The sequence below is a fragment of the Bradyrhizobium sp. USDA 4449 genome (assembly GCF_054056275.1).
Genome location: NZ_JBSRYD010000001.1, coordinates 3,986,423 through 4,007,516, shown reverse-complemented (window position 1 = coordinate 4,007,516; position 21,094 = coordinate 3,986,423). Strand labels below are relative to the sequence as shown.

General features: G+C 64.7%; 20 protein-coding genes and 1 pseudogene. 6 read left to right on the top strand and 15 right to left on the bottom strand.

All coding sequences use genetic code 11. The features are described 5' to 3' along the window. Positions 1–34: 34 nt before the first annotated feature. The 9 genes from ACVIIW_RS18620 to ACVIIW_RS18580 form a co-directional block, all read right to left on the bottom strand. Positions 35–418, bottom strand: coding sequence for a RidA family protein (locus tag ACVIIW_RS18620; protein ID WP_456702046.1), 384 nt, complete (start codon positions 416–418; stop codon positions 35–37). A 40-nt stretch (positions 419–458) separates the two neighbouring features. After that, positions 459–2,075, bottom strand: a complete 1,617-nt coding sequence (locus ACVIIW_RS18615) for an N-acyl-D-amino-acid deacylase family protein (RefSeq protein WP_456702045.1) — start codon at positions 2,073–2,075, stop codon at positions 459–461. Between the two features lie 9 nt (positions 2,076–2,084). Beyond that, on the bottom strand, positions 2,085–3,404 hold the full coding sequence (locus ACVIIW_RS18610) for an MFS transporter (RefSeq protein WP_456702044.1): 1,320 nt from the start codon (positions 3,402–3,404) through the stop codon (positions 2,085–2,087). Positions 3,405–3,642: 238 nt separating this feature from the next. Beyond that, positions 3,643–4,413, bottom strand: a complete 771-nt coding sequence (locus ACVIIW_RS18605) for an IclR family transcriptional regulator (protein WP_456702043.1) — start codon at positions 4,411–4,413, stop codon at positions 3,643–3,645. A gap of 115 nt (positions 4,414–4,528) precedes the next feature. Further along, entirely contained in the window at positions 4,529–4,996 is a 468-nt protein-coding gene (locus ACVIIW_RS18600; protein ID WP_456702042.1) for a hypothetical protein, read from the bottom strand. A 26-nt stretch (positions 4,997–5,022) separates the two neighbouring features. After that, complete coding sequence (locus ACVIIW_RS18595) at positions 5,023–5,538, bottom strand: GNAT family N-acetyltransferase (RefSeq protein WP_456702041.1); 516 nt, start codon at positions 5,536–5,538, stop codon at positions 5,023–5,025. A 61-nt stretch (positions 5,539–5,599) separates the two neighbouring features. Next, complete coding sequence (locus ACVIIW_RS18590; protein WP_456702040.1) at positions 5,600–6,709, bottom strand: hypothetical protein; 1,110 nt, start codon at positions 6,707–6,709, stop codon at positions 5,600–5,602. Positions 6,710–6,743: 34 nt separating this feature from the next. Then, entirely contained in the window at positions 6,744–7,931 is a 1,188-nt protein-coding gene (locus ACVIIW_RS18585; RefSeq protein ID WP_456702039.1) for a glycosyltransferase family 2 protein, read from the bottom strand. 76 nt (positions 7,932–8,007) lie between these two features. Further along, positions 8,008–8,499 carry an NUDIX domain-containing protein gene (locus ACVIIW_RS18580; RefSeq protein WP_456702038.1) on the bottom strand — a complete coding sequence of 164 codons (492 nt, stop codon included), beginning with the start codon at positions 8,497–8,499 and terminating at the stop codon, positions 8,008–8,010. Positions 8,500–8,591: 92 nt separating this feature from the next. Here ACVIIW_RS18580 and ACVIIW_RS18575 point away from each other — a divergent pair, with 92 nt between their 5' ends. Beyond that, positions 8,592–9,485, top strand: a complete 894-nt coding sequence (locus tag ACVIIW_RS18575) for a metallophosphoesterase family protein (protein WP_456702037.1) — start codon at positions 8,592–8,594, stop codon at positions 9,483–9,485. Between the two features lie 15 nt (positions 9,486–9,500). Here the strand turns inward: ACVIIW_RS18575 and ACVIIW_RS18570 are convergent, their stop codons facing one another. The 3 genes from ACVIIW_RS18570 to ACVIIW_RS18560 all read right to left on the bottom strand — a co-directional run bounded on the left by ACVIIW_RS18570 (position 9,501) and on the right by ACVIIW_RS18560 (position 12,111). Then, positions 9,501–10,055 carry a hypothetical protein gene (locus ACVIIW_RS18570; RefSeq protein ID WP_456702036.1) on the bottom strand — a complete coding sequence of 185 codons (555 nt, stop codon included), beginning with the start codon at positions 10,053–10,055 and terminating at the stop codon, positions 9,501–9,503. Between the two features lie 188 nt (positions 10,056–10,243). Further along, the gene (locus ACVIIW_RS18565) at positions 10,244–10,453 is read right to left on the bottom strand and encodes a DUF4170 domain-containing protein (RefSeq protein WP_008137787.1); all 210 of its coding nucleotides are present in this window, start codon (positions 10,451–10,453) and stop codon (positions 10,244–10,246) included. Positions 10,454–10,476: 23 nt separating this feature from the next. Then, positions 10,477–12,111: an isocitrate lyase gene (locus ACVIIW_RS18560; RefSeq protein ID WP_456702035.1), complete on the bottom strand. Its 1,635-nt coding sequence runs from the start codon at positions 12,109–12,111 to the stop codon at positions 10,477–10,479. 233 nt (positions 12,112–12,344) lie between these two features. Between ACVIIW_RS18560 and ACVIIW_RS18555 the strand changes: the two are divergent. Then, positions 12,345–13,791: pseudogene (locus tag ACVIIW_RS18555) on the top strand (helix-turn-helix domain-containing protein). 106 nt (positions 13,792–13,897) lie between these two features. Here ACVIIW_RS18555 and ACVIIW_RS18550 read toward each other — a convergent pair. Further along, complete coding sequence (locus tag ACVIIW_RS18550; RefSeq protein ID WP_074120044.1) at positions 13,898–14,191, bottom strand: antibiotic biosynthesis monooxygenase; 294 nt, start codon at positions 14,189–14,191, stop codon at positions 13,898–13,900. 218 nt (positions 14,192–14,409) lie between these two features. Here ACVIIW_RS18550 and ACVIIW_RS18545 point away from each other — a divergent pair, with 218 nt between their 5' ends. Both ACVIIW_RS18545 and ACVIIW_RS18540 read left to right on the top strand, forming a co-directional pair. Beyond that, a complete protein-coding gene (locus ACVIIW_RS18545) occupies positions 14,410–15,219 on the top strand; it encodes a hypothetical protein (RefSeq protein ID WP_456702034.1) in 810 nt (269 codons plus the stop codon). A gap of 159 nt (positions 15,220–15,378) precedes the next feature. Further along, positions 15,379–15,726, top strand: a complete 348-nt coding sequence (locus ACVIIW_RS18540; RefSeq protein WP_456702033.1) for a hypothetical protein — start codon at positions 15,379–15,381, stop codon at positions 15,724–15,726. A 54-nt stretch (positions 15,727–15,780) separates the two neighbouring features. Here the strand turns inward: ACVIIW_RS18540 and ACVIIW_RS18535 are convergent, their stop codons facing one another. Beyond that, positions 15,781–16,422, bottom strand: coding sequence for a tetratricopeptide repeat protein (locus ACVIIW_RS18535; RefSeq protein ID WP_456702032.1), 642 nt, complete (start codon positions 16,420–16,422; stop codon positions 15,781–15,783). A 127-nt stretch (positions 16,423–16,549) separates the two neighbouring features. Further along, positions 16,550–17,482 carry a zinc metalloprotease HtpX gene (gene htpX, locus ACVIIW_RS18530; protein WP_456702031.1) on the bottom strand — a complete coding sequence of 311 codons (933 nt, stop codon included), beginning with the start codon at positions 17,480–17,482 and terminating at the stop codon, positions 16,550–16,552. A gap of 287 nt (positions 17,483–17,769) precedes the next feature. On the opposite strand from htpX, the gene ACVIIW_RS18525 reads away from it, so the two are divergent. Together ACVIIW_RS18525 and ACVIIW_RS18520 are read left to right on the top strand one after the other, a co-directional pair. Next, positions 17,770–19,110 carry an HlyD family secretion protein gene (locus ACVIIW_RS18525; protein ID WP_456702030.1) on the top strand — a complete coding sequence of 447 codons (1,341 nt, stop codon included), beginning with the start codon at positions 17,770–17,772 and terminating at the stop codon, positions 19,108–19,110. Then, positions 19,107–21,047 (top strand): glycosyltransferase, encoded by a 1,941-nt coding sequence (locus ACVIIW_RS18520; RefSeq protein ID WP_456702029.1) that lies wholly within the window; start codon positions 19,107–19,109, stop codon positions 21,045–21,047. The genes ACVIIW_RS18525 and ACVIIW_RS18520 overlap by 4 nt, the downstream gene beginning before the upstream one ends. Positions 21,048–21,094 lie beyond the last annotated feature (47 nt).

Here is a 21,094-nt window from a genome sequence, read left to right as displayed (position 1 = left end):
GTCGGGGCCTGCTGGCCCCGCCCTCCAGGGCGCCTCACTTGCGATAGGCGACGCAGTCGATCTCCACCTTGCAATCCACCACCATGCTCGACACCACGCAGGCCCGCGCCGGCGGATTGGCGCCGAAATACTCGGCGAAGACCTTGTTGAAGCTTTGAAAGTCTCTGGGATCATCCAGCCAGACGCCGCAGCGCACGACATCTTTGGGCTCATAGCCGGCTTCAGCCAGGATGGCGAGCAGGTTGCGGATCGCCTTGTGCGATTGTGGGATGATGCCGCCCTCGATCACCTCGCCGTTCTCCATCGGCGTCTGGCCGGAGACGTAGAGCCAGCCGTCGGCCTGCACCGCGCGGGCAAAGGGAAGGTGCTGGCCGCCCGTGCCGGTGCCGCCGGCCGCGCCGTATCGTATCAGCGTCATTGGTATCGTCCTGTGTGTGAAGACTAAAACGGCGGGGCCGTCATCCCGTGACCAGGGCCCGGCCCGGCCGTGCCAGGGTGCTGTGTCCATCCGCCACCACGGCCTTGCCGGCAACGAAGACCGAGCGGATGCCTGCGGGCATTTCCGTCGGCGTCTCGAAGGTCGCCTTGTCCATGATGGTCTCGTCGAACAGCGTGAGATCGGCGATCATGCCCGGCCGCAAGATGCCGCGGTCGGACAGGCCGAAGCGCTGCGCGGGCATCGCGGTCATCCGACGCACGGCATCTTCGAGCGTGAACCAGCCCTGCTCGCGCGTCAGCCGGCCCGCGACACGCGGGAAGGTGCCATAGGCGCGCGGATGCGGCTTGGTGCCCGGACGCGGAATGCCGTCGGAGCCGACCATGTGCAGGCGATGGGTGAAGGCCGCGCGCAGATCGGCCTCGTCGAGCTGGAACATGATGATGCCGGTCTGGCCCTGGTCCTGCTCGATGCAGCGGACCATCAGATCGAACGGCGAGATGCCGAGCTCGCGCGCGGCATCGACCATCGACTTGCCCTCGAGCGGCTTCAGCGCGGGATTGCCGGTGCCGGAGATGCGCACATTGTGCCAGCCGATCAGCACGATCTTGGACTGCGCCGCATGCGGATCGGGATCGCCCTCCTCCACCAGCACGCGCAGCGCCTCGCGCTTGACGGGATCGCGCAGCCGTTCGCGCAGCGCGTCGATGCCACCTTCGAGCGCGGCCGGCGGCAGCAATTGCAGCATGTAGGAGCTGCCGGCGGGATACGGATACATGTCGAAGGAGATGTCGATCCCCTCGGCACGTGCGGCCTCGAGCCGGTCGAGCGCCCTGGGGATCGCGCCCCAGTTCGGCTTGCCCGCCGATTGCAAATGCGACAGCAGCCCCGCCGCGCCTGATGCGCGCAGGATCGCAATGAACTCGTCGATGGAATGCAGCAGGCCTGCTTCATAGCTGCGGATATGCGCGGTGAGCAGCTTGCCATGTGCCCTGACGGTCTCTGCCAGCGCGATCAGTTCGTGGGCGTCGGCAAAGGCACTCGGCGGATAGACGAGGCCGAGCGACAGGCCGGCCGCGCCTTGCGCGAGCTGCTGCGCCAGCAGCGCCTGCATCGTCGCGATCTCCTCGGTGCTCGCCGCGCGGCGCTCGTAACCGAGCACGGCGAGCCGGATCGCGGCATGTCCGACCAGGGAGACGAGGTTGAGCGCCACGCCCGGCCCTTCCAGGGCGCGCCGATAGCCGTCGAAGCTGTCGAACACTTCGTTCGCCTGGGTCTCGCCGGCGAGACCCGAAAAGTGCAGGCGCAGCATCTCGGCTGAGGCTGCGGTCGACGGATAGAGCGAGAAGCAGCAATTGCCGACCACGAGCGTGGTCACGCCCTGCAACACCTTCTCCGGTCTGTCAGGCTCGCGCAGGCAGATCAAATCGTCATGGCAATGGGCGTCGATGAAGCCGGGCGCGAGATAGCATCCGCGCGCGTCGATGACATCGGCCCCATCAGCAGGCAAGGCGGCGCCGATCGCAGCGATTCGGCTGCCGCCGATGCGCAAATCGGCCTCGAACCACGGCGCGCCGGTGCCGTCGATCAGCCGGGCATTGCGGATGACCGTATCCTTGCTCTCGGAATTCTGGGGCATGCCCCCTCCTCAGTGCACCGGCACGGCGTTTGGCAACGGCGCCTCGGCGAGATCGGGAATCGATTCGATCCGCCCGAGCACCACGACATAGAAGAAGATGCCGATCAGCAGCACGACACCTGCGATCATGAAAGCCCCGGCAAAGGATTGAGTCCAGTCGACCACGATGCCGGTCACGATCGGCGCGAGCACGCCCATCATGTTGTTGGTGAAATTCAGAATGCCGCCGACGGTTCCTGCCCCGCCCTTCGGCGCGATCAGCGACACGATCGAGGAGCCGACGGGCGCCGCGGCCGATAGCCCCGAGATCGCGATCGACAACCACAGCAGCGCCCAGCCCGGCTTCACGGTGAAGGCGGCACCGATCACGGCGAGCCCCATCAGCATGCCGACGATGATCACCGACTGACGCACGCGCGTCGAGTCGTAGCCGCGCGCGATCAGATGATCGACCAGGAAGCCGCCGATCAGCAGGTCCGACAACGTCGCGAAGATCCAGGGGATCGTCGAATAGCCCGCGGCCGACATCAGGTTCATGTGCATGGTCTGGGCGAGATAGCCCGGCAACCAGGTGAGGAAGAGATAGAAGGTGTAACCATAGGCGGAGAAGCCGATGGTCAGCCCCCAGACCTTGCGGTTGCGCAGGAGATAACCGAGCATGCGGCTCTGTCCCGCCGTGGCCGGACCTTCTGGCGTGCCGCCCCCGGTGATGATGTAGTCATGCTCCGCCTTCGAGAGCTTCGGATCCTCGCTCGGATTCCGGTAGATGAGGTAATAGGCGACGAAATACAGGAAGCTCAGCAGCGCGGTGACGCCAAAGCCCCAGCGCCAGCCATAGAGAAAGATCACATAGGCGACCAGCGGCACGCCGATCACGTTGGAGAACTTTGCAGCGGAATCGAAGATCGCGGTCGAGCGCGCGCGTTCGTCGAGCGGAAACCAGTGACCGGTTGCCTTCTGGCTGGCCGGAAACGCTGGCGCCTCCGCGACGCCGAGCAACAGGCGCGCCGCGGCGATGCCCCAGAGACCGCTGGCGAGCGCGGTGATGGTGGCGGCAACGGCCCAGAGGAAGCTGGACGCACGGCCGACCGTGGTGACGCCGAAGCGGTCGAGCACCATGCCACCGGGGACTTGCAGCAGCGAATAGGTCCAGAAGAACGCGCTGCCGAGCAGCCCGATGTCGGTGGCGGTGAGTCCGAGTTCCTTGGTGAGTTCCGGCGTCGCGGCGGAGAGCCCGACGCGATCGATGTAGTTGATGAGAATTCCGACGCCGAGGAGACAACCGATCAGCCAGCGTCGCCCGGGTACCTGTTGGCCTACCTTCGCCATTTTGAATCCTCGCCTGGAAACGCAGGATCGCGCCGCTCACCGACACAAAGAACCGGAAAGCTCGCCGCGCCTGCACCAAATTGTCTCTTATAGTAGACTGTATTATCTTATAGCGTCACGTTAGATAGTCCCGCGACACGATGTCAAGAGCGGACATGCGAGAATGCCTGGCCTCGACGCAGATTCGGCCGCGACGAGAGCAACAGCGGCATCGGCCGTCGCGCTGCTGGTCAATGAATCAGTGATTGTCCGAGAGTTCGGTTGCGGTGGCGACCAAATCGTCGAGCAGCGCAGCCCTGCGCTCCTTCACCGAATCCGCAGGCACGACGAAGCAAAGCGTCGCGACCGCGACACCCTTCTTGTCACGAACGGGCGCGGCAAGACATGACGTGAACCGGTCGGACAGCGCCGTCGTCACGCATCTGCCGTCACGCCGCGCGCGCGCCACGTCCCTGATGAAATCGTCGATGTCGAGCATGCGGCCGTCCGGAAGGCGAAAATCCTCTTTCGGAACGAACGCGCGGATCTCCGCCGGGCTCATGTGATCCAGCAGCAACCGGCCGGATGCGGTCCACGGCAGCGGCACTTCGACGCCAACATCCGTCGTGATCCTGAACAGGCCCGACCCATCCCTGGTATCGACCACCACATATTTGCGGCCGCGCAAGGCGCAGAGTTGCGCTGTCGCGCTGTGCTGGGTCGCCAGCCGGTCGAGCGCTTCCCGGCAGCGGCGATGCAGGGGATTGGCCTCCGCATAGGCCCGCCCATAGAGGTGCACGGCCTTGCCGAAATAGACCTGACCGCCGTCGCCGACACTCTCGAGCAGGTCCGCCTCGATCAGGCGGTTGGCGATGGCATAGACCGTCGACCGCGGCGCGCCCATTTGCTTGGCGAGCTCGCTGAGCTTGGACGGCGCGCGCAAATGCAGCAGCGCTTCCAGGAGATCGATGGTCCGATCAATCCCGTTCTGGCGTTCCGCGGGCGGGGCGCCCTTCTTGGGTGCAGCCAAACTTCAAGAATCCTTTGTCAGCTTCGCCACCGGTTTTTGGCATAAACCGCGCCGACGGTATAGCGGGTCAGGCTTTCGCATTCAAAGCTTTGGAGTCACAGGGGGCCCCGGCAGATTACGAGCCCTGCATGTAGCGAACGGGATTCTCAGGATCCGCTTTGACGATGCCGGCAACCTCGGCGACCAGGGCCGATACCGCATCATGCTGGAGGTCATCGAAGCGCTCGAAACTGAAGTTGTTGTTTCCGAGCCGTAGCTCGCCGAGCTTTCCGGCATAATGGGATACGACCGGCGCGCCGTGTCGGGTCACCGCCACATAGACGCTGATGTAGTTTTTCTGGAGCGCAACGCCGAGCGCCGGCCACTCCACGCTTGTTCCTGACCTGACGGCGTAGCGAAACTTTCCATAGCCGATCATCCTCATGCGCATTCCCGCCTCTCCCGCCGGCGTTCCGCGATGGAAGTAGCGCTTGAGGGCTGGAGCGGCCGATACGACCAGCTCATGCAGCGCGATCAGATCGCGCTTTCGCTCCGGATCGAAATCGACATAGGCCTGCAATGTATCGGCCGTCACGCGGAACATGTGAGCCTCGAGCCGTGCTTGGTGCGCTATCCCAGCGCCTTGCTCCAGTCGGGAGCGACGGTGCCCGAGACGCCCGCAAACGCGCCGTCAACGAGTTCGAACACCAGGATACGCGCGGCATCGACCGGGCCCGGCATGGTAACGCGGCCCTTCTCGACCGGCCTGAAGCCGACTTGGCTGTAATAGGGCTCGTCGCCGACCAGCAGCACGATGCGATGCCCTCTGTCCTTCGCATCCTTCAATGCCCGCTCCATCAGCATGCGGCCGATGCCGCGGCTGCGAAACGGCGGCTCGACCGTGAGGGGTCCGAGCAGCAGCGCGGGTGTCTCGCCGATCATGACCGGCAATTGCCTGACGGAGCCAACCAGCAGCGTGCCGATATGGGCGGTGAAGGAGACGTCGAGCAGATGATCGACGTGCTCGCGGATGCGATAGGCGCTGAGCACGAAACGGCCCGGGCCGAACGTCCGCTCGTGCAGCCGCTCGATTGCCTGGGCGTCGCCCGGCGCTTCGGGACTGATGGTGATTGCGAGATCGTTCATGTCGGCTAGCGCAGTAGCATCTGGAAAGGCCAAGGTCCACCGGAGCGGGGTCGCAGTCCACCTATCCGAGCTGCCCCTCCCTGGCGAACCGGGGCGGCCGCATGACACCGGTGAAGCAAACGCTCCACAGCGAGAGTATGGTGACCGGAACCACGTAGTAGGGCGTGAAAATCGGGTGGGTCAGGAAGAAGAAGAGATTGACCAGGAGATTGCCGGCGACGAGGAGGGCGACCTGCCGTGCTCCGTTGTCGCCGACCCGCAGCAGCCACGCGGTCGATCCGATCGCCAGCAGTATCAGCCCGAATTGCAGGTCATGCAGATAATGGCCGAGAATTTCCAGGTTGAATTCGGGTCCGATGGCATCCTCCGAACCGTAGGTCGTCGCAAATGGACTGCCGGCATTGATCGCGTTGGCAACCAAGGTCGGTATCATGCCGGCGACAAAGGCGAGACAAAAGATCAACCCTCGCACGAATGATGCGCCGGTACGCGCGCGGAGGAATGCGATGCCCAGGTACAGGACGTAGCCTGCGACCAGGAACAGGTTTGGCAGTCTGAAATTGACCGACAATCCGAGCAGGAGACCGATCAACGATACCGACCATTTTTCACGCTCGCCCATGGCCAGCCAATGCGCCGTCAGATACCCCGCGGCGGCGCAGATCGCCATCGTCGGGGCCATGGAATAACTGGCCTTCGTCGGATTGATCATCATGTACACGGCAAGGGCGCCGAACACGCCCGCTCCAACGACTGTCTGAGCGGACCGCGCGGCGAAGATGCCGAGCAGCGCGAAACCTGTCACGATCAGGCTCGCAGCCGCATAAAGCGGGACCACCTGATGCCCTTCCGGAAAGAGAGCCAGCAGAAATCCGGTTCCCGGTGGATATTGCAAGACGTATTTGCCGCTCTTCGCCGGCGGATGGCACGGCGCGAGCCTGTCTTGCGGAAAGCCGATCTCCTTCAGCTTGCGCGCCAGGAAGTGATCCCCGTCTCGGGAGACGTCCGTATCGAGGCCGCCGACCCCATAAAGCTGAAACAGGTGAGCCTGACGCAGATAGCAGACGTCGTCATAGACGCCGCGCGCTTCGGTCCAGCGCGACAACGTGCGCATATTGCCGGCAAGGATCAGCAGGCAGACCAGGCCGAAAGCGAGCTTGAGAATTTTCATCGACTTTCCACTGAATCCCGGAGCACACGCGTGCTTACGACTGCTTGATCGAGACGAGGCCGGCGAGAAAGCCCGTAAAGACCAGCTGGGCACCGACGGTGATCGCGGTCGTGGAGAGAGCCACCACCCGAAGCAGGCTCGAGACGTCAAGCGATCCGAAATTGACTTCACCCCACCTGGCCACCGCCGTGATCAGGCCGACGATCCCGATCACAAGGATCGCAGCGCCGCCAAAGACGAAACGCTCGAGCGTGAACGCGTCGATGACGCGGCCAAGTCGTGGCGACGGAAGAAGGTTCAAATCCGCTGCAAATCTGCGGGCAATCGTCGCAAAGCAGATGGCCTGGATGCCCACGATCAGGCAGGTGCACGCAACCAGCATCGTGCGAATGTCGAATCCTATTCCACCGATTCTGATCGGCCCAAAGAAAAGCAGGCCGCTGAGAGCAGTGCCCACCGCAACCAGAAGCGCGCCAGGGTAGAAGAACAGCCATCTCGGTGAATACAGCAGCAGAAACTTGAGGTGACGCCAGCCGTCGCGCCACGTCCGCAGGTGCGGCGGACGGGATCGTCCGTCCTTCGACAGCGTGGTCGGCACCTCGGAAATCTTCAGTCTGACGAGGGTCGCTCGCACCACCATCTCGCTTGCGAATTCCATCCCGGTCGTGCGCAGATCGAGCCGTGACACTGCGGCCTTGGAGAAGCCGCGCATGCCGCAGTGAAAGTCGCCAAGCCCCGAACCGAAGAAGAGCCGTCCAAACCAGCTCAGGACGGGATTGCCGAGATAGCGATGGAGAAACGGCATCGCTCCTCGTTCTATGCCGCCGCGAAACCGGTTGCCCATCACCAGGTCGTCACCCGCGCGCAGCCGCTCCAGGAATGCGTCGATGCGGTCGAAGCTGTAGCTGTCGTCGGCGTCGCCCATCACGATGTAGCTGCCGCGCGCCGTCGCGATCCCGGCCCGCAGCGCAGCCCCGTAGCCGCGAACGGGAACGTCGACGACGCGTGCGCCTCCGCGCCTGGCGATATCCTGCGAGCCGTCGGTGCTGCCGTTGTCGGCAATCAACACCTCGCCGGCGACCCCTGTCCGCCGAAGGAACGACTGTGCTTTGGCAATGCAGGTCGCGAGCGTCTCGGCCTCGTTGAGGCACGGCATCAAAATGGTGAGCTCGAGATCGGACGAAACATTCCGTTCGCCGACAACCGGCATTTGCGTGCTCATGTCGACAGCCCGAAACGTGGAAGCCTGGAAACTTCGCGCGATCTATCACCTATGCCTGCCAAAGTCGATGGACCCCTCACCGCCACGTCGCCAACACCGGCTTGCCGTCGAGCACTTCCGCGATGCGCAGCCGCGTGCCCCGCGTCGTGCCCTCCGGCAGCGCAGCGGGGTCGAAGAAGCCGCATTCGATGATCTCGCGGTTCGGCGCAGGCAGCCGGTCCAGCCGGAAATGCCTGACCACGTAGACCGCGACGTGGTCGCGGCGGGAGATGTGGCTGTTGAGGAAGATGCCGTGCAGCACGGCTTCCCCGGTCACGTCGATATCACCCTCCTCCTTGAGCTCGCGGCGCATCGCCTGTTCCATGGTCTCGCCAAAGTCGACGCCGCCACCGGGCAGGTACCAGCCCGCGACGTAGCTGTGCTTGACCAGAAACACCTTGTTGTCGGCATCCAGCACCACGGCGCGGACGCCCAGGGTCATGCCACGCACCACCAGGAAATAGGCGTGGAAGACGTGCCGCAGCAGCGGCTCGAATCTCCGTCGGATCTCGTCCAGGCGCTTCCCCATCGGCCTCTCATGATGCGCCTTTTCAGGCTTCGCTTGCGCAGTTGGCGCGACCTTGCCATTACAGCAAGGGAATAGCGAGGCAATCGCGCGCGATGACATCCTTCTCGGCACCTTTCACGCTCGCCCATCTGTCCGACCCGCATCTGCCGCCCCTGCCGAAGCCGCGGCTGATCGAGCTCGCCGGCAAGCGTGTGCTCGGCTATGTCAACTGGTCGCGCAACCGCCACAAATACCAGCGCCGCGAGGTGCTCGACGCGCTGGTCGCCGATCTGCGGGCGCAGGCGCCCGACCACATCGCGGTCACAGGCGATCTCGTCAACCTGGCGATGGAGGCGGAGTTCGCGCCCGCCCGCGCCTGGCTCGACGAGGTCGGCCCGCCCGACCGCGTCACGACGATCCCGGGCAATCACGATGCCTATGTCCGGGCCACGTATCACCGCTTTGGCGAGACCTTCGCGCCTTATCTCACAAGCGACGACGGCAGGGTCGGCTTTCCGAGCCTGCGCCGCCGCGGGCCGACCGCACTGATCAGCCTCTCCAGCGCGGTGCCGACCGCACCCTTGATGGCGACGGGCACGCTCGGACGCGATCAACTCGTCGATCTCGAACGCGTGCTCGACCAGCTCGCGGCCGAGGACGTCTTCCGGGTGTTGCTGGTGCATCACCCGCTGAAATCCGACGCGCGCCAGAAGCGGCTGACGGACTCGGCTGCGCTGCTTGCGCTGCTCAAGCGTCACGGCGTCGAACTGGTCCTGCACGGGCACGACCACATCCACTCGACGATGTGGTTCGAAGGCCGCAACGGCAACATTCCCGCGATCGGCGTGCCGTCGGCGTCCGCGCTCGCACACGGGCACTATCCGGCGGCAGCCTACAATCTGTTCAGAATCGAGAAGGACAATGCCGGCTGGCGCTGCGAGCAGATCGTGCGAAGCATCGATCACGCCATGCAGGTCCGCGAGATCAAGCGCGCACGGCTGGTGTAGGTCGCTGAAGGATTGTCACCAGCTCCGCAATTCCGCGAGCAGGGCGAGGCCGAACAGTGCGGCGGCTCCGAGAATGAATCCGAGCACGAACGGCCAGACGCGCGAGCGGCGCGGTGGCTCCGCAACCTCGGGCTTCGGCTCCGATGGCACGACCATCGCATGCTCGCGCTCGATCATGCGGCGGGCGACGTAGTCGGTGACGGCTTCGACGATGACGGAAGTGTCGTGCGATTCGGCGAGCACGATGCGGCCGAAGCGGGTGTCCTGGACGAAGCGGTACTGCCGCTTGTCGCGGCCCATGATGATGTGGGCGACGACGTCGATCCAAAGTCTCGGCGTATCGCCCTGGCTGATGCCGCGGTCGAACAAATCGATCTTGTCCGGCACCTGCGCGAACAGGGGATCGAGCGCGTCGTTGAGGATTTCGAGCCGTGCCACCTCGGCATCCCGGAGGTCGACGACGACCCCGGTCCGATCAGCGGCCTCGATCCGCGCGCGCAACAGCGCATCGCGCAGCCGCACCGGGCGGGGCTGGCCGGGATTGATACCGCTGGTCTCGGGCTCTGACATTGTCGGCCTCGTCCTTACTCGACGCCGTTAACCTATCAGCAACCATGACCTCCGCAAAGGGCCACAATTCCAGATACTTACAGCGCCCACAGGCCATCCATGTGTGCCAAAAACAGACGATCCCACCCGGCTTGCGCCGGATGGGACCCTCCGTCCTTGGACGTCTTCTTCTATTTGTCAGGCAGCCGTCAGGCCGAAACCCGCGACGGCTCTTCCACGATCGAGAAACGGACGCCGGCCTTGTGGCGGTTCTCTTCCGAAACCGAGCGCCAGGCGTCTTCGGCCTCCTTGCGGGTCTTGAAAGGACCCTGAACCTGGGCCGAGCCTTCGACGAGCTTGTGGAAGTTCATCGAGCCGAACTCGCCGCCGATCACCCAGAAATTGCTGCCTTTGGTCATTGTCAGTCTCCTGTTGAGTGGCGTTAGCCGAACTGGTTCATCGTGTTGTGGGCGCCGCCCGCCTTGAGGGCAGCTTCACCTGCGAAGTATTCCTTGTGGTCGTCGCCGATATCGGAGCCGGCCATGTTCTGATGCTTGGCGCAGGCGATGCCCTGACGGATCTCCTGGCGCTGCACGTTCTTGACGTAGCCGAGCATGCCCTGCTCCCCGAAATATTCCTTCGCGAGGTTGTCGGTGGACAGCGCGGCCGTGTGGTAGGTCGGCAGCGTGATCAGATGGTGGAAGATGCCGGCGCGCTTGGCCGAGTCCGCCTGGAAGGTGCGGATGCGCTCGTCGGCTTCGATGGCCAGCGGAGTATCGTCGTATTCCGGCTTCATCAGCTCGGCGCGGCTGTACTTGCTGACATCCTTGCCCGCCTCCTTCCACGCGTCATAGACCTGCCAACGGAAGTTGATGGTCCAGTTGAACGACGGCGAGTTGTTGTAGGCGAGCTTGGCGTTCGGGACGACCTGACGGATGCGGTCGACCATCTTGGCGATCTGCTCGATATGCGGCTTCTCGGTCTCGATCCAGAGCAGGTCCGCGCCGTTCTGCAGCGAGGTGATGCTGTCGAGCACGCAGCGGTCCTCGCCCGTGCCGGGACGGAACTGATAGAGGTTCGAGGGCAACCGCTTCGGGCGCATCATCTTGCCGTTGCGGTTGATGATGACGTCACCGTTGCGGGCGTTCTCCGCGGTGATGTCCTCGCAATCGAGGAAGCTGTTGTACTGGTCGCCGATGTCGCCCGGCTTGTGGCTCACGGCGATCTGCTGCGTGAGACCAGCGCCGAGCGAGTCGGTCCGGGTGACGATGATGCCGTCTTCGACGCCGAGCTCGAGGAAAGCATGGCGGCAGGCGCGGATCTTGGCAATGAACACCTCGTGCGGAACCGTGACCTTGCCGTCCTGGTGACCGCACTGCTTCTCGTCGGAGACCTGGTTCTCGATCTGGAGCGCGCAGGCGCCCGCTTCGATCATCTTCTTGGCGAGAAGATAGGTCGCCTCGGCGTTGCCGAAGCCCGCGTCGATGTCGGCGATGACAGGCACGACATGGGTCTGGAAGTTGTCGATCTTCGCGATCAGCTCCTTCTCGCGCGTCTTGTCACCTTCCTTGCGCGCCTTGTCGAGCGCGCGGAAGATATCGTTGAGCTCACGGGAATCCGCCTGACGAAGGAAGGTGTAGAGCTCCTCGATCAGCGCCGGGACCGCGGTCTTCTCGTGCATCGACTGGTCGGGCAGCGGTCCGAACTCGGAGCGCAATGCCGCGATCATCCAGCCGGAGAGGTAGAGATAAGTGCGATCGGTCTTGCCACCAAAGTGCTTCTTGACCGAGATCAGCTTCTGCTGGGCGATGAAGCCGTGCCAGCAACCGAGCGATTGGGTGTACTTGGTCGGATCCTTGTCATAGGCCGCCATGTCGGCCCGCATCAGCGCCGCGGTGTAGCGGGCGATGTCGAGACCGGTCTTGAAGCGGTTCTGCAGGCGCATGCGGGCGACGGCCTCGGCTGACACGCCGTTCCAGGTCGGCTGGGTGTCAAGGAGCGCCTGGGCCGCTTCGACTTCGCTCTGATAGGAAGCCGGGCCCTGGAGGGTGCTGATGCCGCGAGGCTGGTAGTTCATGTGCCTTATCCTTCTCGACGGATGGCGGAGCGATAGGCCCGTCATCGACATTTTTGACAATGCATTGCGAAATGCGTGGCGTGAGATAAACGCCAGAAACAGAAGTTCGTACAGATCCCTTGTAATTGAATGGTGATGTCATGTAACATCAGAACATGTAGTAGATGTAATTTTGTAAATTTTGTAAATTATAGGTCAGAAATACTGACCTTGATCACTCTGGAGACCTGACAATGCCCGCCGAATCCGGGAAGAAACTGTTCGTCGGCCCGCGCTTCCGGAGGATCCGCCAGCAGTTGGGGCTGTCGCAGACCCAGATTGCCGAGGGGCTCGGGATCTCGCCGAGCTACGTCAATCTGATCGAGCGGAACCAGCGCCCGGTGACGGCGCAGATCCTGCTGCGGCTGGCGGGAGACCTATGACCTCGATCTGCGCGACCTCGCCACCGCCGACGAGGACCGCTTCTTCGCCGAGCTCAACGAGATCTTCTCCGATCCGCTGTTCCGCCAGATCGACGTTCCCAAGCAGGAGCTGCGCGACCTCGCCGAGCTCTGCCCCGGGGTCACCCATGCGCTGCAACGGCTGTATGCCGCCTATACTGAGGCCCGCCAGGGCGAGACGCTGGCGGCCGCGCAAATGGCGGACCGCGACGTCGGCACGCGCTACGAGGCCAATCCGGTCGAGCGCGTGCGCGAGCTGATCGAGGCCAACCGCAATTATTTTCCGGAGCTCGAACAGGCCGCGGAAAACCTGCGCGACGAACTGAACGTCCCGGCCGAGGAACTCTATGCGGCGCTCGTCACGCGCCTTCGCGAAAAGCATTCGATCCAGACCCGGATCATGCCCGTCGACGTGATGCGGGAGACGCTGCGTCGTTTCGATCGCCACCGCCGCCAGCTCCTGATCTCGGAGCTGGTGGATCCACCCGGTCGAGCCTTCCAGCTCGCCTTCCAGCTCGGCTTAGGGGAATGCGCGCAAGCCCTTGAGACCATCATCGGTCGCGCCGGCCCGCTCGATGACGCGCCGCGGCGGCTGTTCCGGATCACGCTCGGCAATTATTTTGCAGCAGCCGTGATGATGCCCTACCCGGCCTTCCTCGCGGCGGCCGAAGCGCTCAATTACGACATCCACGTGCTGGCCCAGCGCTTCAATTCCGGCTTCGAGCAGGTCTGCCATCGCCTCACCACGCTGCAGCGCCCAAACGCTCGCGGCATCCCGTTCTTCCTGCTGCGCGTCGACAATGCCGGCAACGTGTCGAAGCGGTTTTCGTCCGGCACCTTCCCGTTTTCGAAATTCGGCGGCACCTGTCCGCTGTGGAACGTGCACTCGACCTTCGACACGCCCGATCGCCTGTTGAAGCAGGTGATCGAACTGTCCGACGGCACGCGCTATTTCTCGATTGCGCAGATGGTCCGTCGTCCGGTCGCACCGCACCCGCTGCCGCAGCCGCGCTTCGCCATCGGACTCGGCTGCGAGATCCGCCACGCCGCACGCCTGACCTACGCCGCCGGCATCGATCTCGAGAAAACCGAGGGCACGCCGATCGGCGTCAACTGCCGCCTCTGCGAGCGCGAAAACTGCGCCCAGCGCGCCGAGCCGCCGATCACGCGCACGCTGATCCTGGACGAGACGACGAGAAGGGTGTCGAGTTTCGCGTTCTCGAATGCGAGGGAGCTGTGAGGCACGCTCTCTCCTCCGTCTCGTCATTGCGAGCGAAGCGAAGCAATCCAGGCTGTCTCCGCAAGCTGGATTGCTTCGTCGCTTCGCTCCTCGCAACGACGAGGACTCACGCCAGCGTATGCACGATCACCGGCCCCGCCGCAGCGCTCGCATGCCCTGCGAGCAGCGAGCCCAGGTCCTTCTCGATCCAGGCGATGGCGCGCTTGTTCGCCTCCTCGGCCTGCTCGAACTTGTCGAAGATGGAGATCGCGGTCACCGTGTCGTCGCCGGCGTAGACCACGTAATAGGCCCTAAAGCCGTCGACGTCGCTGATGATCGGAACGGCGCCGTCCTTGATGCGGCGCGCCAGCTCTTCGGCGCTTCCACTCTTCGCCTTGGCCTGACGGATGGCGGCATACATGGCATCCTCCCTATCGATGTGGGCGTGGTGCCCGAGAGCATGCTACGCCCAAGCGCGCCTGCGATCTACGGCTTGGTTAACCCTGCCCTAACCCGCGCCGCCGATCTGCAACCGGGATTTAAGCACGCCTCAACATCGCTGGCTTAGTCTCGCCCCACTCACTTTTCGCAAACAACGGCAGCCTATCCTGCCGCGTGAAGTGACATCAGGGGGTTCATATGCGCATTGCGTTGCTGCTGACCGCGACCATTGTCGGCGCGCTGTTCGCCAATCCGTCCCACGCCGGCTCTCTCGACGTCGCATCGGCCGCTGCCGCGAAGCTGCCGCCGGGGTTTCAGAGCTATCGCGGCTACATGTTCGACCTGTCGGAGGCGTCCGATCGCAAGGACCTCGACAAGCTCACCGATAATCTGAAGCAGCAGATCGACGTCGTGGAGGCCGCCGGCCTCTCGCCGCGCGTGATGCGCTTCTTCCGCACCGTTCCGATCATCGCGAGCGAGCTCGCCTGTCTCGACGAGGGCGCCGCGACCGCGTGCTACGGCCGGGTCACGCCGGACCTCCAGCGCAGCACGCCGCGGACGCTGACGGTGTGGGACCACGACACGCAACGCTGGACCAACCCGAATGCGGTCGACCTCGCCGTCGATTCCGGGCTCGGCGTGATCATGGTCCGGCCGGACATGATGCGTTACGAGAAGGAGGCCGTGCTGCTGCATGAGATGCTGCACGCTTATCACGCGAGGCTGCTGCCGGACGGCTACGCCAACAAGGGCGTGATCAGCTATTACGCTTATGCCAAGTCCAAGGATCTCCTGCCCAAGGACGCCTATGCGATGAAGAATCACATGGAGTTCTTTGCGGTGACCGCCAGCATCTTCCTGGCCGGCAAGAGCGATTACCAGGACCCGAAGACCCGCGAAGCGCTCAAGGAGAAGATGCCGGACTATTACAAATATCTGGTCGGCGTGTTCGGCTTCGACCCCGATCCGGCAGCGGCTTCGAGCGGACCTGTCGCCTCGCTGAAATAACGGGCCCGGCAGATTCGCAAAAAGCCGCGTGAAAAGCGCGGCTTTTTGTTTTGGGTGCCGGAAGCTGCGGATGACGGCCCACCGGGAATTGCCAAGGTGGGGGCTGATCTGCATAGTCCGGCCGCATCGATTGGGACTGTTTCGAAAGGGATGGAAGACATGGCGGACGCCGACCTGGATGTCGTGATCCGGCAATTGGCCAGACAGCTGCATACGGGCTTGATATCCCGCGCCAAGCAGCGGCGGGATCGCTTCAACGGCCTTGCAGCCAAGGCCAAAGGCAACGAGACCGGCGCTCGCTTCAAGATGATGGCCAAGGCCACCATGGAGCAGGCCACCGCCGCCGCAAGGCGCCTTCAGATGTCCGCAGACAACGTCGCCGACAGCTACGCCCGCGCCATGCGGCTCGTCGCCAGCACGCCCGTCGCGGTCAAGGCGGAGAAGCCTGCGAAGGAAAAGCCGGCGAAGAAGGCTGCAAAGGCGAAGAAGGCCAAGAAGGCGAAGTAGTCGCGCTTTGTTCGCTTTCCCTTGCGAGAGAGGGTGGCTCGCCGCGACCAAGTTTCACTGCCGCGGCGCCGAAACCTGCGTCGGCTCGGCATGCGTGAGTTCGGCGAGCTTGGCGCGCGCGGCGTCGTGGGTCCGGCTATCCTTGCCGGGAGGCAGCGCGAGGGCCGCCTCGAAGTCGGCGCCGGCATCAGCGGCCTGGCCGCGGGCGAGGAATGCAAGGCCGCGGTCGAGGCGGGCCTGCGCGTCTGTGGGGTCGAGGCGGACCGCCGTGCTGTAGCTCAGGATCGCGCGGTCGAGATCGCCCTTGGCAGCGAGCGCGAGGCCGCGCTCGTGATAGGGCGCGGCGGGTTTGGGATCGAGCGCAATCGCCTCGTCATAATCGGCGATCGCAAGCTCCTGCTCGCCGTTCTGCCGGTAGGCCGTCGCGCGATCGCGATAGAGCGAGGCCCTGTTGGGATTGAGGTGAATGGCCTCGCTGAAATCGGTGATCGCCCGGCCATTGTCGCCGTGGCGCAGCGCGATCCGCCCGCGCCCCTCATAAGCGAAGGCGATCAGGGAGCCGCGCAACGGCGAGAAGCCGATCACCGCCGAGCAAATGTCGGGGTCGTCCTCATCGCCGCAATTCACGACCGTGTGCGTGGACAGGCCAATGGCCACGCCCAGGACGATCAACAATGGCACGGCAGCTCTGGTCATCTTCGACGGTGGCAGGCAAAGGCCAGGCCACGCATCCCCTTTCGAAGGAACACTCTCGGTGAGGTGTTAACACCGGCCGGGCAGGCCCTCTGTGCGCCAGGTCACAAAACGAGGCAGAATCTCCGTGTCAGCCCCAGGGGCCACGCGACGACGAGCGGCCCCACGGGCCATGCGCCGGATAGTTCTCGTTGGCGCCGACGGACGGCGCGGCTTGCGTGCCGAGCTCGGCCGCGAGCCGCTGGAGCGCGGCGATGCGGTTCTGCGTCGAGGGATGGGTGGCGAAGAGATTGTCGACGCCATGGCCCGACAGCGGGTTGATGATGAACATGTGCGCGGTCGCAGGGTTTCGCTCGGCCTCGACATTCGGCACCTGATGCGCCGCGCTCTCGATCTTGAGCAGCGCCGAGGCAAGCCACATCGGCTGGCCCGCGATGCGCGCGCCGAGATCGTCGGCGGCGTATTCGCGGGTCCGGCTGATCGCCATCTGCACCAGCATGGCCCCGAGCGGCGCCAGGATCATCATCAGGATGGAGCCGACGATGCCCGGACCGTTATTGTCGCGGTTGCCCCCGAAGAACATGCCGAACTGCGCCAGCATCGAAATGGCGCCCGCGATCGTCGCGGTCACCGTCATGAGCAGCGTGTCGTGATGCTTGATATGCGCAAGCTCGTGCGCGATCACCCCGGCAAGCTCCTCGCGACTGAGCTGGCGCACCAGACCCGTGGTGACGGCCACCGCGGCATTCTCGGGATTGCGCCCCGTCGCGAACGCGTTGGGCTGTGGTTCGTCCATCAGGAATACGCGCGGCATCGGCAGGCCCGCACGGCCCGCCAGCTCGGCGACGAGATCGACCAGCTCCGGAGCGCTGCGACGATCGACCTCATGGGCGCCGTACATCGAGAGCACAGCGCGGTCGGAGTTCCAGTAGGTGAAGAGATTGGTCGCGGCCGCAATCACGAGCGCGATCATGGCGCCGCCCGCGCCGCCGATCAGATAGCCCACGCCCATGAACAGGGCGGTGAGGCCGGCGAGAAGCATTGCGGTACGCAGATAGTTCATGGCCGTCTCCCCTGGCCTGCCAAGGCGACCGCCTTTGGCCGGCGCCCCTCGAAGTAGGAAAGCAGCGGGTCGGTGCAAGGTGATGCTGGTGCGTCGCCCGGCCGCGGCGAGATGCGCGATCATCGTTTCGCCGTCACTAAAAGTTGACCAGCATTTACCCAAAAACACACGCTGTAGTTTATAACATTGGAAAGCGCAGCTTCGGCTTAATCGGCGCCAGCCGGCACGCCGAGCGGTCCTTTGGGCACTATCCGGTTCCGCCCGCCCCCGTCAGCAAGGTGACTGCCATGATGGACCGCTCTCGCACCGCTTCCGTCGACGACAGCTCCGCTCACGATACGAAAAGTGACGCCAAGAGTCTGCGACAGACCTTGCACGAGGAGCTGCTCCCCCATGAGGACCACAGCCCCGGACCCGATGCGCGGACGGAACCTCCGGCGCCGGCTCGGCGCTGGCTGCATCTGCGGCGCGGCATGAAGATCGCGGCAGGGCTCGCCATCGTCGCCGTGTTCGGCTGGCTGCCATTGCGCGCAATGTGGCAGAATTCCAGCGTCGAGGCCGTGCTGAACTCCCGGCTCGTCACGCTGCGCGCGCCGATCGGGGGGCGCGTGGCCGCCGCCGCTCCGCTCCACGACCAGGCCAGACTCGAGGCCGGCACCGTCGTGCTGCGCGTGGCGAACTCGCGCAGCGATCGCACGCGGCTCGATGATCTCCGGCGGCAGAAGTCGCGCCTCGAGAACGAGCGGCCGAGCGTCGCCGCCAAGCTCGCCACGGCGCAGGCCGCGCAAGCGGACCTCGCGCGGCAGGCCGCACAGTTCCGGGACGGGCGCGTGCTCCAGCTCGAAGCACGCATCGCCGAGATCCAGACCTCGATCGAGGCGGCCGCAGCGCGGCGGGAGGAGGCCAGCGCCGCCGTCGACCGCGCCTCGTCGCTGGCGAAAACCGGCAACGTCTCCACCGTCGAGCTCGCGCGGCTGACGCGCGAGCTTTCGGTGGCGCAGCAGACCGAGCTCGGCGCGCGCAAGCGGCTCGATGCCGCCAAGGTCGAGCTCACCGCGGCGCAGAACGGCTCGTTCCTCGGCGACAGCTATAACGATCGGCCAAGCTCGGTGCAGCGCGAGGAGGAGATGCGCCAGCGCGCGAACGATCTCGAGGCCGATCTTTCGCGCATCGACACCGAGATCACCTGGCTCGGCAGCGAGATCATCACCGAGGACGCGCGCTTTGCCGATCTCTCCGAGGCCGACATCAAGACCCCGGTCGCAGGCCGCGTCTGGGAGATGATGACCTCACCGGGCGAGGACGTGCAGGCCGGACAGCCGCTGCTCAAGGTGCTCGACTGCAGCGGCGCCGTCATCACGGCCAACGTCACCGAGAGCGTCTATAACCGCCTGCAGCTCGGCGACCACGCCACGTTCGAGCCGAACGACGGCGGCGCGCCGATCTCCGGCACCGTGGTCAACCTGACCGGCGCCGCCGGCGCGCCCGCCAATCTCGCCATCAATCCCGATGCGCTGAGCAAGGAGCCGTATCGCGTGACCGTTGCGCTCGCCGATGCCGCTGCCCATGCCTGCACGGTGGGCCGCACCGGCCGCGTCGTGTTCGCGAGGCAAGAGACCGCGCCATGACGGACGCGCTGACCCCCGGGCTGATCGCGCTCGGCGCCTTCATGGCGATCGTGCCGCTGCTCCGGCGCGAGAGCACGATGGCACGCTCGTTGCTCGCCGTCGCCTCGATCGGTCTCATGCTGCGCTATCTCCACTGGCGTGTCACGGCAACGCTGCCGCTGCCGCATCTGACGGCTGATGCCGTGATCGGCTATCCCTTCATGCTGCTGGAGGTCGCCTCGCTCGTTGCGGTCGCGCTGTCGCTGCTGTTTCTCAGCCGCACGCGCGAACGTACCACGGCTGCCAGGATCGACGGCCGGGCCAGAGATCCGCACCCGCCGCTGATCGACGTCTTCATCTGCACCTACAACGAGGAGCGTTCGATCCTCGAGCGCACCATCATCGGCGCCACCGGCATGCAGTACGGCAATTACCGCGTCTGGGTGCTCGACGACGGACGGCGGCCCTGGCTGAGGCGGCTTTCGGGCGAGCTCGGCTGCTACTATCTGGCGCGGCCCGACAACCGCCACGCCAAGGCCGGCAACATCAACCATGCGCTCCGGCATGTCGGCGCGCTGCCGGAGCCGCCGCAATTCGTCGCCCTCCTCGACGCGGATTTCGTGCCGCGGCCCGACTTCCTGGCGCGAACCATCTCGCTGATGGACGATCCCTCGGTCGGCGTGGTGCAGACGCCGCAGCACTTCATCAATCCCGACCCGATTCAGACCAACCTTGCCGCAACCGACGTCTGGCCGGACGAGCAACGCTTCTTCTTCGATATCCTACTGCCGGCGAAGGATGCCTGGGGCGTCGCCTTCTGCTGCGGCACCTCGTCGCTCATCCGCTATGCCGGGCTCGTGCGAATCGGCGGCTTCCCGACCGACTCGGTGACAGAAGACTATCTCGTCACGCTGCGCCTGAAGGAATGCGGTCTCACCACGATCTATCTCAACGAGCGATTGACGATCGGACTCGCGCCGGAAGGGCTGAAGGAATACATCACCCAGCGCGGCCGCTGGTGCCTCGGCCTGATGCAGATCGTGCGCGGCCGCAGCGGGCCGCTGTCGCGGCAGTCGAAGCTTTCCTTCATCGACCGGCTCTCGCTGGTCGATGCTTTCATGAGCTGGGCCGCGGTCTACCCATGGAAAGTTGCCGGCCTCGTGGTGCCCTGGCTGTTCCTGCTGTTCGGCATCAAGGCGGTCCGGGCCGACCTGATCGAGCTGCTGCGCTATTTTCTGCCGTTCTATATCTGGCACGGTCTCACCATGGCCTGGCTGTCGCGCGGCCGCTCGCTCGCCATGATGACGGACGTCTCGCAACTCATCGCGGCGCCTGCCGTGCTCAAGGCGGTGACAACCGGTCTCCTGAAGCCGAAAGGACACAAATTCAAGGTCACCGCGAAAGGCGGCGACCGCGGCCGGCGGTTCGTCGAATGGCCGTTGCTGCGGCTCTACGGCAGCGCGCTCGTCATCACGCTCGCGGCCATCGCCTATGCCTTCCTCCTGCATCTGCGCGGCGAGAACATCGCCTATGGCGGGCTGGCGCTGGCGTGGAGCCTCTACAACGCCATCATCCTCACGGTGGTCTGCTTCGTCTGCATCGAGCAGCCGCGCAAGCGCAAGGCGGAGCGTTTTGATCGCAACGAGCCGGTGCTGCTGCACCAGAACGGCAGGTCGCATCTGGCGCGGCTCGCCGACATCTCGATCACCGGTGCCCGGCTGATCGACCCCGCGCCGCCGGCGCCCGGCAGCACGATCGAGTGCCAGATCTACGGCCGCTCGATCGTCGCGATCGTGGTGCGGCGGACCGCAGACGGATTCGCGGTGCGCTTCGAGGAGAGCATGGACGCGCGCGTGCATGCGATCAGGGCGTTCTATGCCGGCGAGTATGTGCGCGCCTACCAGGGCGTCAAGGCGCTCCCCGTCGGCAAGGCGCTGCTGATGCGGTTGTTTGGATAGGCCTGATCTTTTCGGAAAACGGCTTCGCACTTTTCGAGATCATGCTT